Genomic DNA, 15,664 nt, shown 5'->3' on the forward strand with positions numbered 1-15,664 from the left:
CGGGCGAGGCAGTCATCCAGAGGGCTCCGTGCCGGGCAGGTGTGACGAACTTCGCCGGAGCGCGTCAAGACGCCGGGACGCGGACCACGGGCCGTGGCGGTTCGACGGTCCCGTTTCCCAGGGGATGGGAAGTCCTGCCGAGCGCGCCGCGACGGCGTCGGGCCGGGAGCCCCCTGGCGTCCGGTCACCGGACCGCTGCAGCAAGACGTTGCGGCACGACTTGCCTATTAGTCCATCAGTTTGCCTATTGCCCTAGCAATTCAAATTTTTATATTGCTTAAACTGACAATAGGATGTCGATATTCGGGTCCAAGAAATAACTCAGCTGATTTGTTCATCGTCTCGTCGTCCGGCCTTGCGCCGCGAAACGCCGAGAAGGGTCCAGATAGAAAAATCGATGCATCCGGCGAGAGGGCAGCCAAAGGCTCACCCCTTCGTCTCCGGTGTTGCTGGGCTTCTGAGCTTGGCGGGGGGGCTCTGTGCATGCCCCTTCCTCTCAATGCCCGGACATACGGTCCCGCGTTCAAGGCCGTGTGGATCGCTTGAAAAGTCTGTGTCGGAACACGGCGCCGGTCCTTCGGTGCCGGAGCGGGGAGCGGTACCCATGCGAAGCTACGTCGACGGCGAAATGCGGGATCTCGGAGCGGCCTTCGCTCCGTATTTCGATCCGAAATCCACGGCGATCGTGTCGATCGACCTGCACCGCGGCCATCTCGACGACGATCCCGCCTGCCCCTGTCCGGCACCGCGCGCCCGCGCCATCGTGCCGGCGGTCGATGCGTTTCACGACTCCGCGCGGGCGGCCGGCATCCGGATCATCCACGTCCGGAGCAAGCTGCGTCGGGGCGGAGTCGACGACGTCAACGGCCTCAAGGCGGCCTGGCGCCTCGTCTTCCCCCTGCATGTGGGCGAAATCCCGAACGCCGACGAGCATGCGATCGAGGGGACGCGCTGGAACGCGTTCGTCACCCAGGTGACGGACGACGACCTGATCGTCGAAACCAAGAAGAGGCTCTCGGCCTTCTACCCGACAGACCTCGACTTTCTTCTGCGGAACCTCGGCATCCGCACGGTTGTCTTCGACGGCTGCCTGACCGACTGCTGCGTTCTCAACTCCGCCTTCGATGCGTCGAACCTCGGCTACCACGTCGTGGTGGCCGCCGACCTCGTGGCCGGCACCAGTGCGGCGCTGGAGGACGCGGCCTTGCGCATCGTCGCGACGCATCTCGGCCTCGTCACGGAGGCCGCCGAGATCCTGGCGGCCTGGCGCGTCCGGGCGGCGTGAGGACGCGGCCGGTGGCGCCGGGGCCCGGCTTGGCACGGTCGTTGCCATGGCATGTCGGACCAGGTGGTCAAACTTTGGATGCCGCCATGCCTCTGCTTCAGGTTCCCGTCATCGATCTCAGCCCCTACCGCTCGGGTACGCCGGAGGGCAAAGCCGCCGTCGCCGCCCAGGTCGACCAGGCTTGCCGCACCCGCAGCGTCTCGTCGTGCCCGGGCACGGCATTCCGGAAGCGCTGATCGCGCGCACCCCTCCCTTCTCGCGGCGGATCGACACCGTGCCGTGACCACACCCGCGCGCGCCACGCAGACGGCGGCGCGCGCACGACCTTCCCTGTGCCCGCCGATTGCGGACGCTCATCCCGGAGAACTCGACGCCATGATCCGACCGTTCCTGAAATCGCTGCTGGCCGTAGGCCTCGCGGCCCTCCCCACCCTGCCGGCCGTGGCCGCGCCCTTCAAGCTGAAGGACGAACCCAAGGTCGCCATGGTGATCTTCGGGCAGAAGAACGACGGCGGCTGGTCGCAGGCCGCCGATGAGGCCCGCGTGAAGATGGAAGCGGCGCTGGACATGAAGATCCCGGCGGTGGACGGGGTGAAGGAGAACGCCACGGCGATCCGGCCCGTGGTCGAGCTCTTCATCAAGCGCGGCTACAACATCATCATCGGCACCGCCTTCGGCTATTCCGACACCTTCAAGGAACTGTCCGAGAAGTATCCCGACGTCGCCTTCCTCAACCTGTCGGGCACCACCAACGGGCCGAACCTCGAATCGGTCTACGGGCGCACCTACGAGAGCCAGTATCTCTGCGGCATGGCCGCGGGCGCCGTGTCCAAGACCGGCAAGCTCGGGTTCGTGGCGGCCAATCCCTTCGGCGTCGTGAACTGGACGATCAACGCCTACGAGCTCGGCGCCCGGAAGATGAACCCCAACGCCACGCTCAACGTGGTCTATACCGGCATCTGGAACGATCCGGTGAAGGAGCGCGCCGCGGCCGAGGCCCTGGTCGATCAGGGCGCCGACGTGCTCGGCCAGCACGTGGACACGCCCGCGACCCAGATCGTCGCGCAGGAGCGCGGGATCTACGGCACCGGCCACCACCGCGACATGCGGGAATTCGCCCCCAAGGCGACGATCTGCTCCTCGGTCTGGACCTGGGACAAGGCCCTGGTGCCCGAGATTCGGAAAATCATGGCCGGCACCTGGGTGCCGGCGCCCAACGGGGCCTTCATGAGCATGGCCAAGGGGGGCACCGACATCGCCTGCTGCGGCGCGGCCGTGCCTCCGGCGGCGGTCAAGGAGATCCTGGCCGAGCGCAAGGCGATCATCGAGGGCAAGCAGATCTATGCCGGCCCCCTCGACGATCGCGACGGCAAGCTGCGGGTGCCGGCCGGACAGGTCCTCAGCGATGCCGACCTCTGGAAGATGGACTGGTTCGTGAAGGGCGTGACCACCCAGAAATGACCGCGCTTCGGCCGGGTCTCGCACCCGGCCGCCCGTCCGCGACCGGCGGACCGATCAACCCCATGGACGGTGCAGCGATGGGCATGGCCCTCGAACTCCTCGGCGTCTCGAAGACCTTCGACGGTTTCCAGGCGCTCGCCAAGGCCGATTTCGCGGTGGAATCCGGCGAGGTTCACGCCCTGCTGGGCGAGAACGGCGCCGGCAAATCCACCCTGATGAACGTGGCGGCGGGGCTCTACCGGCCCGACCAGGGCCGCATCCGCGTGCGGGGCCGCGAGGTCGCGTTGACCGGCCCCGTCGAGGCCCGGCGGCTCGGGATCGGCATGGTCCACCAGCACTACAAGCTCGTCAAAGCCTTCACCGCCGTGGAGAACATCCTGCTGGCGCAGGGGGCCGCCCGCTACGGCGCCGGTCTCGCCGAGGTCGAGGCGGCGATCCGCGCGCAGAGCGAGGCGGTGGGCTTCGCCGTCGATCTCCGGCGGCCGGTCGGCAGCCTGTCGGTGGCCGAGCAGCAGCGCGTGGAGATCCTGAAGGTGCTGGTGGCCGGCGCCGGCATCCTCATCCTCGACGAGCCCACCGCCGTGCTCACCGACCGCGAGGCGGAGGCGCTGCTCACGACCATGCGGGCCCTGGCGCGCCAGGGCGCGGCCGTCGTCCTCGTCACCCACAAGCTCGGCGAGGTGCAGCGCCATGCCGACCGCGTCACCGTGATGCGCGGCGGCCGCATCGTGGCGAGTGCCGATCCGGCGAGCCTCTCGGCGGCCGAGCTCACCACCCTGGTGGTCGGCGCCACGGCGAACCCGGTGCACTGCCCCGCCACCCGGATCGAAGGCCCGGTGCTCGCGGTCGAGGGTCTCGCGGGCACCCGGTCCGACGGGCTGCAGACCCTGTACGGCCTGAACCTCACGATCCGCGCGGGGGAGATCTACGGCCTCGCCGGCGTCGGCGGGAACGGTCAGACCGAGCTCGCCGAGATCCTCATGGGGGTCCGGCGCGCCGGGACCGGGCGCATCGCGCTCGCGGGCGACGACGTCACCGGCGCCGGTCCCAAGCTGCGCCGGGCGCGGGGACTGGCCGCGATCCCGGCGGACCGGCAGGTCTACGGCCTGGCCGGCGACCTCTCGGTCGCCGAGAACTATGCGGTGGGCGGCCTGGCCTCCGGGCGCTTCGGCGGCTGGCTGCGGGTCGATCGCGCCGCGATCCGGGCCGCGACCGAGGCCGCCATCGCGGCCTTCGACATCCGGGGCGCCCGCAGCCCCCGCCAGAAGGCCGGCCTGCTTTCGGGCGGCAATGCGCAGAAGCTCGTCATCGCCCGCGAATTCGCCGGCCGGCCCCGCGTCGTCCTCGCCCACTCTCCGGCGCGCGGCCTCGACGTGCGGGCGACGGCCGACATCCACCGGCGCCTGCGCGAGGCCCGCGACGCGGGCGCGGGCGTGCTCCTGATCAGCGAGGATCTCGACGAGGTGATGCTGATGTCGGACCGGATCGGCGTGATGAGCCGGGGCCGGATCGTTCGCGAGTTCGACGCGCCCGCCGACCGGCAGGCCATCGGCGCCGCCATGGTGCACCATGCCTGAGGCTCGTTCCATGCCCCTCCTGTCCACCGCCCCCCAGCGGCCGGGCCCCAGGCTGCCCGGGCGCGGCCGCATCACGGTCGAGATCCGGCAGCACGTCCCTCGCTGGTATCAGGGCGTGGTCCTGGCCTGCGGCCTCGTCGTCGGGATGGGGCTCGCGACCGCCATCCTGGTCGCCTCCGGCGTCGGCCTCTCGGATCTCCTCCAGGAATTCGTGATCGCGATGGTGACCAGCCGGGGCAGCCTGGCGGCGGTGCTGGTCCAGGCGGGCCCCCTCGCCATCGTCGGGCTCGCGGCGGCCGTCGCCTTTCGCGTCCGGTTCTGGAACATCGGCATCGAGGGGCAGATGATCCTGGGCGCCATCGCGGCCACCGCGATCGCGATCCACGACGTCGGGCCGGCCCCCGTGCGGCTCGGCCTCATGATGCTGGCGGCGGCCCTGGCCGGGATGGCCTGGGTCCTGATCCCGGCCGTGCTGAAGATCCGCATCGGACTGAACGAGGTCATCTCGACGCTGCTGCTGAACTACGTCGCGTTCAACGGGCTGCTGCAGCTGCTCTACGGACCCTGGCAGGACCCGGTGAGCAGCTTCCCCAATTCCAAGCAGTACGACCTCGCCGAGCGGCTGGGCAGTCTCGGCTGGGGGGACCTGACCTGGGCCCTGCCGCTGGCGGGCCTCCTCACCCTCCTGTGCTGGTGGCTCCTGAACGTCAGCCGCTTCGGGTTCCTCTCCCGGGTGGCCGAAGCCAATCCGCGCCTCGGCGAAGGCCAGGGCCTGCCGATGACGCGGGTGATGCTGGCCGCCGCCCTGCTCTCGGGGGCGCTGGCGGGCTTGGCCGGCTTCAGCATCTGCGCGGGCGTCGAGTACCGGCTGACCCAGTCGTTCTTCAACGGCTACGGCTTCTCCGGCATCCTCATCGCGTTCCTAGCCCGCAACAATCCCCTCGCCACCTTCGTGACCGCGGTGCTGGTCGGCGTGCTCTACGTGGCCGGGCAGAGCCTGCAGGTGTTCTACGGCATCCCCAGCGCGATGGTGCAGCTCATCCAGGCGGTGATCGTGATCGGCGTCGCCGCCTCCGACTTCTTTTTGCGGCACCGCGTGCGGTGGGTGCCGGGAAGGCGCCCCGATGTTTGATTTCCTCGTCAACTGGCTGGCCAACGTGCCGGCCTTCGCGTTGCCCTATGCGCTGGCCGCGCTCGGGCTCATCATCACCGAGAAAGCGGGCGTGCTCTCCCTGGGTGCGGAGGGCTTCCTGCTCATCGGCGCCATGAGCGGCATCGGCGTTCTGCTCGGGGTCGGGGACTACCCCCTCCTCGCGCTCACCGTGGCCGCGCTCGCGGCGGCGGCGCTCTCGCTGGTCTACGCGCTCCTCGTGGTGACGCTGCGGGTCAACCAGGTCATCGGCGGCCTCGCCCTGGTCTTCCTGGCGCAGGGCATGACGGGGGTGATCGCGACGCGCGCGGGCTGGACCAGCCGGCCCGTGGACGGCCTGCACACCGTTCCCCTGGGATCGCTCGCCGACATCCCGGTGCTGGGGCCGATCCTGTTCCAGCACGATCCCCTGGTCTTCGCCACGGTGCCCCTCGTCGCCCTCGTCGCCTACGTCCTCGACCGCACGATGTTCGGGCTGCGGCTGCGGGCCGTCGGCGACGGCCCCGACGCGGCCGATGCCGCCGGCATCCGCGTCGCCCTGACCCGGTACGGGGCCATCGCCCTCGGCTCGGCGCTGGTCGGCCTCGCGGGCGGCTATCTCTCGGTGGGCGTCGCCAAGATCTGGGTCGAGGGCATGAGCGGCGGGCGCGGCTGGATCGCCGTCGCCCTCGTCATCTTCGCCCGCTGGCAGCCCTGGCGGGCGCTCGGGGGCGCCCTCCTGTTCGGGGGCATCGAGGCGCTGATCCCCCGCATCGCCGCCATCGGCGTCGCCCTGCCGCAATATCTCGTCCTGATGACGCCCTACCTCGCCACCCTCGCGGTGATGATCTGGATCTGCCTGCGCCAGGACGGCCGCAGCCTGGAGCCGCGGGCCCTCGGCGTCGCCCACCTGCGCGAGGAGCGCCGCTGAGAGGGCTCGCCGATTCCGACCCGGCCGGCCTTCCGGGACCGAGCCCAGCGCGCGGCGATCGCGGGGTGGCGGCCCCGGGGCGCCGGACAGGCCGGTCCGGGACGGTGACGGGTCGACACGGGCCGGTCGTGCGCCGCCTCAGATCGCCACGCCATCGCCGCCGGGCCGCGGCTGATGGGCTGCCGTGATCGTCGTCATCAGCCGGATCAGGGTCTCCCCCTCGTGGCCCGCGAGCGGTTCGAGGGGCGCGTCGTGGGCCTGGCGCGCGGCCTCTTCCATGGGCGAGGGCGCCAACACGATCATCCGGGCGGCGATGGAGGGCGGCCTGCGGGTCGATGTCGGGCATGGCAGCCCCTTCTCCGACCGGGTCTTCGCCGCCCGCCGCCTGTTCTGCCCCCGCCACCGGGCCTGGTTCACCCCGGCCGGGCGGTGCCGTCTCGCCGGGATGGCCCGTGCGGGATCTGCCCACCGATCCCGTCCGCCTCGAGGGCGCCACGATCGCCGTCCGCATCGGCGCGGCCCGGTAGAGCCGGCCCCGTTTCCCGTCGTTCGGGTGTCAGGTCGCGGTCCTGAGGCCGGCATAGCGTCCGACCGAGGCGTGGCCGCCCCGGAAGCCGGTCGACGGAACGGCCGATCCGGGCATCGGGGTCCCGCGTGGCGGGGGGCCATGGTCCCGCCCGGCCGACGCCGATGCGCGGAGCGCCTGCCGCAACGCGGTGATCTCGCTCCGCAGGCGCGCGTTCTCGCGCTCGACGTCCCCGAGGCGGGTGACGCCGGCCGGCGACAGGCCGCCGAAGCGTCGGCGCCAGCGGTAGAACGTGCCGACGGAGACGTGCGCGGCCGTGCAGATGGCCGCGATGGCGGTGCCATTCGCGGCCTCCCGCAGGAGGAACGCGATCTCTTGATCGGTATGTCGGGATCGACGCATGCGCATCAGCCAATCGAGTCGGTATCCGAGGAGGCGGTCCAGCAAGAAACGCACCGTTGGCCGAGGGGCGCGGACAGACGTGCCGCGCGGTGCGGCGTGCGAATTTTGACGTTTGATCTGCAGCGGCGCACGCGTCGTGGGCGGAACGCCGTGGTTTTACGCAAGCCGCAGCCGCTCTGCAGCCTATTTGGCCTTCCTCCCCGGACGCTCAACTCGGACAATCCGCCGGTCACGGAACGAGGCGAGAGCGATGGTCGGATTCACGAGACGCGGCTTCCTGGGAACGGCGGCGACCCTGTCCGCCCCGGCCCTCATCCGCCCGGCCTGGGCCGCCGACACGGTCAAGCTCGGCTGCCTGTTCTCGTCCTCGGGCACCATGGCGAACATCGAGGGCCGCCTGAACCACGTGGTGCGGATGGCCGCCGACGGCCTCAACGCGAAGGGCGGCGTCAACGGGCGTCGCATCGAGGTGGTGACCTCGGACCCCGCCTCCGACTGGCCGCTCTACGCGCAGATCGGCCGACAGATGCTGCAGCAGGAGAAGGTCGCCGCCCTGTTCGGCTGCTGGACCTCGGTCTCCCGCAAGTCCGTGCTGCCGGTGGTCGAGCAGAATGACGGGCTTCTGTTCTATCCGCTCCACTTCGAGGGCGATGAGAACTCGAAGAACGTCGTCTACGTGAACTCGCCCCCGGCGAGCTCGGTGCTGCCGGCGGTCGATTACCTCATGGGTGCGGAGGGCGTCGGGGCCAAGCGGTTCTTCATGGTCGGCTCGGACTACGTCTGGCCGCGGACCATCAACAAGCAGCTCAAGGCCTACTGGACCTCCAAGGGCGTGCCCGAGACCGCGTGGCGCGAGGAATACGTGCCCCTGGGCTTCTCCAACTTCCAGACCCTGGTGAACCAGATCCGCAGCTTCGCCGCCCAGCCCGGCGGCCAGCCCATCGTGGTCCTCACCGTGGTCGGCTCCTCGATTCCCGACTTCCTGCGCGAATTCGCCAATCAGGGCATCCGCGCCACCGACGTGCCGATCCTCGGCCTCGACATGGTGGAGGCGGACCTCGAGGGCCTCGACACCGCGCCCCTCGTCGGCCACCTCAACTGCTGGGCCTATCTCCAGGCCGCCAAGGCCGAGGCGAACACGACGTTCCTGTCCGAGTGGGCGGCCTACGTGAAGGCCAAGGGCGTGCCCTTCAGCGCCGACACGGTCATCGACCCCATGGTCTCGGCCTATGACAGCGTCCAGCTCTGGGCGCTCGCCGCCGCCAAGGCCGGCAGCTTCGACGTCCCGGAGGTGCGCAAGGCCTTCCCCGGCCTCCGCTTCGCCGACCCGTCCGGCTACACCCTGACCATGGGCGGCGAGAACAACTACGTCGCCCGGGGCGTCTTCATCGGCTCGGTCAACGAGAAGCAGGGCTTCGACATCCTCTGGCAATCGCCCGATGCCCCCAAGCCCGTGCCGTTCAGCCCGTATGGTTGAGGGTCCGGGACGGTTCGGCCTGGTCGCCCTCCTGCTGTGGGCCGCGAGCCTGGTGGCGTCGCCGGCCCTCGCGGCCGGAGCGCCCCTCGATCGGGGCGCCTTCACCACCGCCCTCTGCGGCGACGGCGCGGCACAGGGCACGGCGGTGGAGGGGATCCTGCACGCCTCGGCGGAGGCGGAGTCCGGCGACGTCGCCTGGGCCGGAACGGTCCTGCGCGCCCTCCTCGACCGGCGTCTGACCTGCCTGGGCGGGTCCGCCCTGCTCCTCGACCGGGCCGGTGCCGCCGACGGCCGCGACGCGGCCACCGGGACGGTGCGCCCGGTCGCGGGCGGCCGCGCGCCGGTGCTCGGCCTGCGCCAGCGCGCCCTCGCGGAGACCGCCTCCGGAGCGGCGTCGCTGCTGACCGGGTCGGGCGTCGCGGCACGCCGGGCCGGCCTCGCCACCCTGGAGCGCCGGATCACCAGCGTGCCGGAAGCCCTCCTCCTGCGCGCGGCCTCCGCCGAGACGGATCCCGGCCTCAAGGTAAGCCTCGCGGCGCTCGCGCAATCCGCCGCCCTGTCCTCCGCCGATCCGGCGCGCCGCCTCGGGGCGATCCGGGCCGTCTCGGAATCGCCCTCGGGCGCCGCCCTCTCCCGCCTGTCCGCCCTCAAGGCCGATCCCGCCTACGGCAGCGATCCCGCCTTTCGCGGCGCCCTCGATGCCGCCCTGGCCCGCGTCGCGCGGGCGGTGTCGATCGGGGACGGTCTGGCGGTGCTCTACAACGGCCTGAGCTTCGCCAGCATCCTGTTCATGGCGGCGGCGGGCCTGGCGATCATCTTCGGGCTGATGGGCGTCATCAACCTCGCCCAGGGCGAGTTCATCATGATCGGCGCCTACGCGACCTACGGCGTGCAGGAAGCCTTCCGGCGGCTCGCGCCGCCCGCCTGGCTCGACGCCTACCTCCTCGCCGCGATTCCCGTCGCGTTCCTGGCCGCGGCGGGGGTCGGCATCGCCATCGAGGCCCTGATCCTGCGCCACCTCTACCGGCGCCCGCTGATGAGCCTGCTCGCCACCTGGGCGGTGAGTCTGCTCCTCATCAACGGGATCCGGGTCGCGGTGGGATCGCAGAATCTGCAATTCGCGATGCCGCCCTACGTCAGCGGCGGCGTGCCCCTCTATGCCGACTTCGTGGTCACCTGGAACCGCCTGTTCGCCATCGCCTTCGCGGCCGTCACCCTGGTGCTGACCCTCGTCATCCTGAAGCGGACGCCGCTCGGGCTGGACATCCGCGCGGTGACGCAGAACCGCGACATGGCCGCCTGCCTCGGCATCCGCACCCGGCGGGTCGACCGGCTCGCCTTCGGCTTCGGCTCGGGGCTCGCCGGCCTCGCCGGCGTGGCCCTCTGCCCGATCTACAGCGTGAATCCCGGGATGGGCGCCACCTTCATCGTCGACAGCTTCATGGTGGTGGTGCTCGGCGGCGTCGGCACCGTGGTGGGCACCCTGGTCGCGGCGCTGGGCATCGGGGGCGCCAACGTCCTCATCGAGCCGCTCTACGGGGCCGTGGCCGCCAAGGTCATCGTGCTCGCCGGCATCATCCTGTTCCTGCAGCGCCGCCCCGAGGGCCTGTTCGCCGTGCGGCGTCGGCGATGAGCGGCGCCCTCGACCTGTCGCCCGGCGTGCCGGCGGCCCGACGGCTCGGCCCGAGCCTCGGGGGCGACCCGCTGCTCGCGGGCCTCGTCGGCCTCGTCCTGGCGACGGCCCTCGCCCTCGTGCTGCTCCAGCCCGCCCCCTACCTCGTCAACCTGGTCGGGCAACTGGCAGCCTTCGCGATCCTCGCCGTCTCCCTCGACCTCGTCTGGGGCTATCTCGGCATCCTCAGCCTCGGGCACGGACTGTTTTTCGCCATCGGCGGCTACGTCTGCGCGATGCACCTCCTGGCCCATGCCTACGCGGTCACGGGCACCCCACCGGACCTGATGCAGTTCATGGGCTGGAAGAGCCTGCCGGTCTACTGGACCGGGCTGACCAGCGCGCCCTACGCCCTCGCCCTGGCGCTGGGACTGGCGGCGGCCGTCGCCTTCGTGTTCGGTCTCGCCTCGTTCCGCTCGCGGGTGAACGGCGTCTACTTCTCGATCATCAGCCAGGCCCTGGTCTACGTCGCCATGCTGCTGATGTTTCGCAACGATACCGGTCTGGGCGGCAACAACGGCATGACGGGGTTCTCGCGGCTGTTCGGCTGGCCCATGGGCGCGCCCGGGGTCGTCACCGGTCTCGCCGTCGCGACGCTCCTGTGCCTCGCGGCCGTGCTCGTCGGGGCGCGGGTCCTGGTGGCGAGCCCGCTGGGGCGCCGCATGCTGGCCTGCCGGGACGACGAGGCGCGGCTGCGCACCCTCGGCTACGGCACCACGCGCCTCAAGCTCGGGATCTGGTGCCTCTCGGCCGTCATCGCGGCGCTGGCCGGCCTCCTCTACGTGCCCCAGGTCGGCATCATCAATCCACGGGTGCTCAGCCCCGACCTCTCCATCGAGATCGCGGTCTGGGTCGCCATCGGCGGGCTTGGCCGGCTCGGGGGCGCCGTGATCGGCGCGGTGGCGGTCAACGCCCTCAAGTTCTGGCTCAGCGCGGCGATGCCGGAGGCTTGGCCCTTCATCCTCTCCGGCCTCGTCCTCGTGGTGGTCCTCGGGTTGCCCAACGGCCTCCTCGACCTCGCCGCGCTCCGGCTGACGCCGACCTGGCTCCGGCGCGCGGGATCGCGGCCGTGAGCGCCCTCGTCATCGACAGCCTCACGGTCGTGTTCGGCGCCTTCCGGGCCCTGGACGGCCTCTCCCTCGCGGTCGATCCGGGCGAGGTCCGCGCGGTGATCGGCCCCAACGGGGCCGGCAAGACCACGCTGCTCGATGCGATCACGGGGATCACCCGCCCGCGTTCCGGGCGCATCCGCCTCGGCGACGGGTGCGACCTGACCCGAGCGTCGGAGGCCGAGATCGCCCGGGCGGGGGTGCGCCGCAAGTTCCAGAAGCCCAGCGTCTTCCCGGCCCTGACGGTGCGCGAGAACCTCGCCCTCGGCTGTGGCCCCGATTGTCCGGCGCGGGAGCGGCCGGCCCGCCTCGCCCGGGCCCTGGCGGAGACCGGCCTCGAAGCGCGCGCCGCCGTGCCGGCCGGCGCCCTCGCCCACGGCGAGAAGCAATGGCTCGAGATCGGCATGGTGCTGGCCTCCGAACCCCGGGTCCTCCTCCTCGACGAGCCGGTGGCGGGGCTGTCCGACGACGAGACCGCGCGCACCGCCGACCTCATCGGCGCCCTGCGCCGGCCCGACCGGGCCATCCTGGTGATCGAGCACGACATGGCCTTCGTCGAGGCGGTGGCCGACCGGGTCACGGTGCTGCACGAGGGCCGGACCCTGTTCGAGGGCGCCATGGCGGGGGCCCGCGCCGATGCCCGCGTAATCGAGGTGTTCCTCGGCCGATGACGCCAGCCCTCAGCCCATCCCCCGCTCCTCCGGCCGGCCTGACGGTGTCGGGGCTCGACCAGCATTACGGCAGCGCCCAGGTGCTCCGGACCGTCGGATTCCATGTCGCGCCCGGCACCTGCCTTGCCGTGCTCGGCCGCAACGGGGCCGGCAAGACCACCCTGCTGCGCTGCCTCGCCGGCCTGATCCCGGCGACGCGGGGGACGGTCGCCCTCGATGGCGTGGACCTCACGCGGTGGTCCCCCGACCGGCGGGCGCGCTCCGGCCTCGCCCTCGTGCCGCAGGGCCGGGAGATCTTCGCCGACCTCAGCGTCGCGGAGAACCTCCGGGTCGCCGCCCGGGCGCACGGCCTGGATCGGAGCGGCGCCGTCGACGAGGCCGTCGCGCTGTTCCCGGCCCTGCGCGAGCTCTGGCACCGCCCGGGCGGCAACCTCTCCGGCGGCCAGCAGCAGCAGCTCGCCATGGCCCGGGCCCTGGCGACGCGGCCCCGCATCCTGCTCCTCGACGAACCGACCGAGGGCATCCAGCCCTCGATCGTCGCCGCCATCGAGGCCGTGATCGCGGGGCTCCAGGGCCGCATCACCGTCGTCCTGGTGGAGCAGTACCTCGCCTTCGCGATCCGCCTCGCCGACACCTTCGTGGTTCTCTCCCGCGGCGCCGTGGTGGAGCAGGGCCTGCGCCAGGACCTGAACCACGACGCCGTTTCCCGGCACATCGCCGTCTGACCCCCCCCGACCCAGGAGCCCGCATGTCGATGCATCACGAGATTCCCGCGACCCCCGAGAGCATGGTGCTGGGCTACTTCGACGCCACCCTGCCCCCCGTGCTGGAGGTGGCCTCCGGCGATACCGTGACGCTGCACTCGTTCCCGGCCGGCGGACGGGAATCGCTTCATCCCGATCCCGCCCGCGTGCCCGCGGATTACCGGCTCGCCCTCGACACCCTGGCGCAGGGGCCCGGCCCCCACTTCGTCACCGGACCCGTCCACGTGCGCGGTGCCGAGCCCGGCGACGTGCTCCAGGTCGACATCCTGGACCTGAAGGTCCGCATGGACTGGGGCTTCGTGGCGATCCTGCCGCTCCTCGGCACCCTGCCGGACGAGTTCACCGACTACGAGACCATCCACCCCGACATCGACCTCGCCCGCGGCGTCGCCGTGCTGCCCTGGGGCACGGAACTCCCCCTCGATCCGTTCTTCGGCATCATGGGCACGGCGCCCCCCGCCGCCTGGGGGCGGGTCGGAACCCCGGTCCCGCGCGGGTTCGGCGGGAACATGGATAACAAGGAGCTCCGGGTCGGCACCACCCTGTACCTGCCGGTCTATAACCCGGGCGCCGGCTTCTACGCGGGCGACGGACACGGCGTGCAGGGCGACGGCGAGGTCTGCATCACGGCCCTGGAGACCGGCCTCACCGGCACGGTCCGCCTCACCGTGCGCAAGGATCTCGGCTACGCGTGGCCCTTCGCCGAGACGCCCACGGACCTGATGTCGATCGGCCTGCACGAGAGCCTGGACGAGGCGATGCGCCAGGCCGTGCGGGAGATGGTGCGCCACGTCTGCGACCGCACGGACCTGACCCGCAACCAGGCCTACATGCTCTGCTCGCTGGCCGGGAACCTGCGCATCACCCAGACGGTGGACGGCAACAAGGGCGTGCACATGCTGATGCCGAAGCGCGCTCTGAAGCCGAAGCGCGCGCTCTGACGTCGAAGCGCGCGTCCCGAAGGCGGCCCTGCCTCGGCCGCCAGACACCGGAGGCGCGGGCTGGAATGGGACCGTCCGGTTGGGGCCTCAACGCACCGGACGGTCGTACGCCGAGAGATCGGGCGCCTTCGGAGGACGCGCGAACAGCGTTCCCGAAGCCCGACGAACCCAGCGCGTGCTGGCCACGCGCAGGGCGCCATGGAGCAGCCGGATCCCGAGCCGGCTCTGCGGGTTCGCCAGCCGGGGCGCGATCTTCGGAACGCCCTGGCCCGCCTCGACCATCGGACGCATGGCCCGCTCGTAGGCGGCCAAGCCGGCCCGGACATCGGAGGTCCGCGACAGCTCCTGGGCGAGGACGAAGGCGCCGGTGATGGCCAGGGTGGTGCCGATGCCGGCGAGCGGCGTGGCGCACCAAGCGGCGTCCCCCGTCAGGGCGATGCGGCCCTTCGACCAACGCGGCATTCGCACTTGCCGCAGGACATCGAAGTAGAAGTCCTCGGTGGTGTCCAGGCCCGCCAGGACGCGCCGGGCCTGCCAGCCGGCATCGGCGAACCGCTCATGCAGGAAGGCCTTTTGTCGGCCGACATCCCAGGCCTGCTCGCCCGCGGGCTGCTGCTGGAGGGACAGCATCGCCCGCGTGGTGCCTTTCCGGTCGGGGCGCAGCGACACGCTCCGGCCCCCGGGCGCATTGTACCAGCGCCACAGCCGATCATCGTCGGCGACCCGCGGAACGGTGAAGTAGGCGATGGTCAGATCCATCCAGCGCGGGTCGTTCTCCCCGGGGAAGGCGAGTTCGCGCGTCGCCGAGCCCACGCCCTCCGCGACCACGACGGCGTCGTACCGCTCCGTGAGGCCGCTGGCGAACGTCACGGTCGCGGCGTCGCCGTCCTCGTGGAGGCCCGTGATGCTGTCGCCGAAACGGACGCTTACGGTGTCCCGCGCCGCGTCGAACAGGAGACGCGCCAGGTCCCCGCGGAGGATCTCCATCTCGGCCGTCGGCCCGTCGCCGCCGAGGTCGTCGGTCATGAACGTCGCGACGATCCGGCCGTCGCCGTCGACCCAAGCCGTCCCCGTTTCTCCCGTGCCCTGTTCGAGGGCGGTCTCGTCCAGTCCCATCCGGCGCAACACCGCGCGGCCGACGCCACGCACGTCGATGTTCTGACCCCCGTCCCGGAACGCGGGCGCGCGCTCCACCACCGTGACCTCGTTTCCCAGGCGCGCGAGCCACCAGGCGAGGGCTGAACCGGCAACGCTGGCGCCGGTGACCAGGATACGATGGGTCATGGATCCTTCCGGGCGCGGAAAACGGCCGCGACCTCCGCCTATATGCGTCGCCGTCTGGCAGCGGACCAGGGCACGTCCAGCCATCCGGTCATCGAGCGGACCGGCGGGTCCCGACCCCGCCGTGGGTGGCCAAACCGGGGCGTCTCGAACGCGGTCGTTCGGCGATGGGCGTCGTCTGGGTCGGAGCGCCTCTCGGTTCCGTATCGGGCCTTGCGTCGCGTGCCTCAATGGCCGGTGCGGTGGGATACGCGGCCGGGAACCGGGTGGCGGTCGAGCGAAGCGCGGCACGGAACCCCGGGGGCATGGAACCCCGGCGGCATGGAACCCCGGGGGCATGACGGTGCGGGAAGAAACCGGTGCCGGCGCGGAACGCGACCTCAGCGGCCGCCGCGCCCTCCGCTCCGCCCGCCGGTCAGCGGACCGTCGGATCGGCGG

Annotated in this window: 15 protein-coding genes; 12 read left to right on the forward strand and 3 right to left on the reverse strand. The window is 71.6% G+C overall.

Annotated elements, in window-relative coordinates; all coding sequences use genetic code 11:
* The first annotated feature begins 604 nt into the window (after positions 1 to 604).
* The 6 genes from ASF18_RS02450 (at position 605) to ASF18_RS02470 (ending at position 6,383) form a co-directional block, all read left to right on the forward strand.
* The gene (locus tag ASF18_RS02450) at positions 605 to 1,285 is read left to right on the forward strand and encodes an isochorismatase family cysteine hydrolase (RefSeq protein WP_056215638.1); all 681 of its coding nucleotides are present in this window, start codon (positions 605 to 607) and stop codon (positions 1,283 to 1,285) included.
* Positions 1,286 to 1,371: 86 nt separating this feature from the next.
* Positions 1,372 to 1,521: a hypothetical protein gene (locus ASF18_RS23450; protein ID WP_156649573.1), complete on the forward strand. Its 150-nt coding sequence runs from the start codon at positions 1,372 to 1,374 to the stop codon at positions 1,519 to 1,521.
* Between the two features lie 139 nt (positions 1,522 to 1,660).
* Entirely contained in the window at positions 1,661 to 2,746 is a 1,086-nt protein-coding gene (locus ASF18_RS02455; RefSeq protein WP_056215646.1) for a BMP family ABC transporter substrate-binding protein, read from the forward strand.
* A 62-nt stretch (positions 2,747 to 2,808) separates the two neighbouring features.
* Positions 2,809 to 4,323 (forward strand): ABC transporter ATP-binding protein, encoded by a 1,515-nt coding sequence (locus ASF18_RS02460; protein ID WP_244472538.1) that lies wholly within the window; start codon positions 2,809 to 2,811, stop codon positions 4,321 to 4,323.
* Positions 4,324 to 4,333: 10 nt separating this feature from the next.
* A complete protein-coding gene (locus ASF18_RS02465) occupies positions 4,334 to 5,455 on the forward strand; it encodes an ABC transporter permease (RefSeq protein WP_156649575.1) in 1,122 nt (373 codons plus the stop codon).
* On the forward strand, positions 5,448 to 6,383 hold the full coding sequence (locus ASF18_RS02470) for an ABC transporter permease (RefSeq protein WP_056349084.1): 936 nt from the start codon (positions 5,448 to 5,450) through the stop codon (positions 6,381 to 6,383). The genes ASF18_RS02465 and ASF18_RS02470 overlap by 8 nt, the downstream gene beginning before the upstream one ends.
* Before the next feature lie 138 nt (positions 6,384 to 6,521).
* On the opposite strand, the gene ASF18_RS23455 is transcribed toward ASF18_RS02470, so the two are convergent.
* Both ASF18_RS23455 and ASF18_RS02475 read right to left on the reverse strand, forming a co-directional pair.
* Positions 6,522 to 6,677, reverse strand: a complete 156-nt coding sequence (locus ASF18_RS23455; RefSeq protein WP_156649577.1) for a hypothetical protein — start codon at positions 6,675 to 6,677, stop codon at positions 6,522 to 6,524.
* 262 nt (positions 6,678 to 6,939) lie between these two features.
* Positions 6,940 to 7,311 (reverse strand): transposase, encoded by a 372-nt coding sequence (locus ASF18_RS02475; RefSeq protein ID WP_056215731.1) that lies wholly within the window; start codon positions 7,309 to 7,311, stop codon positions 6,940 to 6,942.
* A gap of 250 nt (positions 7,312 to 7,561) precedes the next feature.
* Here ASF18_RS02475 and ASF18_RS02480 point away from each other — a divergent pair, with 250 nt between their 5' ends.
* Genes ASF18_RS02480 through ASF18_RS02505 form a run of 6 tightly spaced genes read left to right on the forward strand, consistent with a single transcriptional unit; the run spans position 7,562 to position 13,945 of the window.
* Positions 7,562 to 8,788, forward strand: a complete 1,227-nt coding sequence (locus tag ASF18_RS02480) for a transporter substrate-binding protein (protein ID WP_056349087.1) — start codon at positions 7,562 to 7,564, stop codon at positions 8,786 to 8,788.
* Positions 8,781 to 10,421 (forward strand): urea ABC transporter permease subunit UrtB, encoded by a 1,641-nt coding sequence (urtB, locus tag ASF18_RS02485; RefSeq protein WP_056349090.1) that lies wholly within the window; start codon positions 8,781 to 8,783, stop codon positions 10,419 to 10,421. The genes ASF18_RS02480 and urtB overlap by 8 nt, the downstream gene beginning before the upstream one ends.
* Positions 10,418 to 11,533: an urea ABC transporter permease subunit UrtC gene (gene urtC, locus ASF18_RS02490; RefSeq protein ID WP_082486971.1), complete on the forward strand. Its 1,116-nt coding sequence runs from the start codon at positions 10,418 to 10,420 to the stop codon at positions 11,531 to 11,533. The genes urtB and urtC overlap by 4 nt, the downstream gene beginning before the upstream one ends.
* A complete protein-coding gene (locus ASF18_RS02495; RefSeq protein ID WP_082486973.1) occupies positions 11,530 to 12,240 on the forward strand; it encodes an ATP-binding cassette domain-containing protein in 711 nt (236 codons plus the stop codon). Before urtC ends, ASF18_RS02495 begins: the two co-directional genes overlap by 4 nt.
* Positions 12,237 to 12,965 carry an urea ABC transporter ATP-binding subunit UrtE gene (gene urtE, locus ASF18_RS02500; RefSeq protein WP_056349093.1) on the forward strand — a complete coding sequence of 243 codons (729 nt, stop codon included), beginning with the start codon at positions 12,237 to 12,239 and terminating at the stop codon, positions 12,963 to 12,965. The genes ASF18_RS02495 and urtE overlap by 4 nt, the downstream gene beginning before the upstream one ends.
* Positions 12,966 to 12,988: 23 nt before the next feature.
* Positions 12,989 to 13,945, forward strand: a complete 957-nt coding sequence (locus tag ASF18_RS02505) for an acetamidase/formamidase family protein (RefSeq protein ID WP_056349096.1) — start codon at positions 12,989 to 12,991, stop codon at positions 13,943 to 13,945.
* 87 nt (positions 13,946 to 14,032) lie between these two features.
* Here ASF18_RS02505 and ASF18_RS02510 read toward each other — a convergent pair whose 3' ends face one another.
* Positions 14,033 to 15,229, reverse strand: coding sequence for an FAD-dependent monooxygenase (locus ASF18_RS02510; protein WP_056349098.1), 1,197 nt, complete (start codon positions 15,227 to 15,229; stop codon positions 14,033 to 14,035).
* Between the last annotated feature and the right edge of the window lie 435 nt (positions 15,230 to 15,664).

Source organism: Methylobacterium sp. Leaf89, assembly GCF_001422215.1.
GTDB lineage: Bacteria > Pseudomonadota > Alphaproteobacteria > Rhizobiales > Beijerinckiaceae > Methylobacterium.

Coding starts and splice junctions, on each gene's coding strand:
- ASF18_RS02450 (WP_056215638.1), top strand. CDS start 605: ATGCGAAGCTACGTCGACGGCGAAATGCGGGATCTCGGAGCGGCCTTC.
- ASF18_RS23450 (WP_156649573.1), top strand. CDS start 1,372: ATGCCTCTGCTTCAGGTTCCCGTCATCGATCTCAGCCCCTACCGCTCG.
- ASF18_RS02455 (WP_056215646.1), top strand. CDS start 1,661: ATGATCCGACCGTTCCTGAAATCGCTGCTGGCCGTAGGCCTCGCGGCC.
- ASF18_RS02460 (WP_244472538.1), top strand. CDS start 2,809: ATGGACGGTGCAGCGATGGGCATGGCCCTCGAACTCCTCGGCGTCTCG.
- ASF18_RS02465 (WP_156649575.1), top strand. CDS start 4,334: ATGCCCCTCCTGTCCACCGCCCCCCAGCGGCCGGGCCCCAGGCTGCCC.
- ASF18_RS02470 (WP_056349084.1), top strand. CDS start 5,448: ATGTTTGATTTCCTCGTCAACTGGCTGGCCAACGTGCCGGCCTTCGCG.
- ASF18_RS02475 (WP_056215731.1), bottom strand. CDS start 7,311: ATGCGTCGATCCCGACATACCGATCAAGAGATCGCGTTCCTCCTGCGG.
- ASF18_RS02480 (WP_056349087.1), top strand. CDS start 7,562: ATGGTCGGATTCACGAGACGCGGCTTCCTGGGAACGGCGGCGACCCTG.
- urtB (WP_056349090.1), top strand. CDS start 8,781: ATGGTTGAGGGTCCGGGACGGTTCGGCCTGGTCGCCCTCCTGCTGTGG.
- urtC (WP_082486971.1), top strand. CDS start 10,418: ATGAGCGGCGCCCTCGACCTGTCGCCCGGCGTGCCGGCGGCCCGACGG.
- urtE (WP_056349093.1), top strand. CDS start 12,237: ATGACGCCAGCCCTCAGCCCATCCCCCGCTCCTCCGGCCGGCCTGACG.
- ASF18_RS02505 (WP_056349096.1), top strand. CDS start 12,989: ATGTCGATGCATCACGAGATTCCCGCGACCCCCGAGAGCATGGTGCTG.
- ASF18_RS02510 (WP_056349098.1), bottom strand. CDS start 15,229: ATGACCCATCGTATCCTGGTCACCGGCGCCAGCGTTGCCGGTTCAGCC.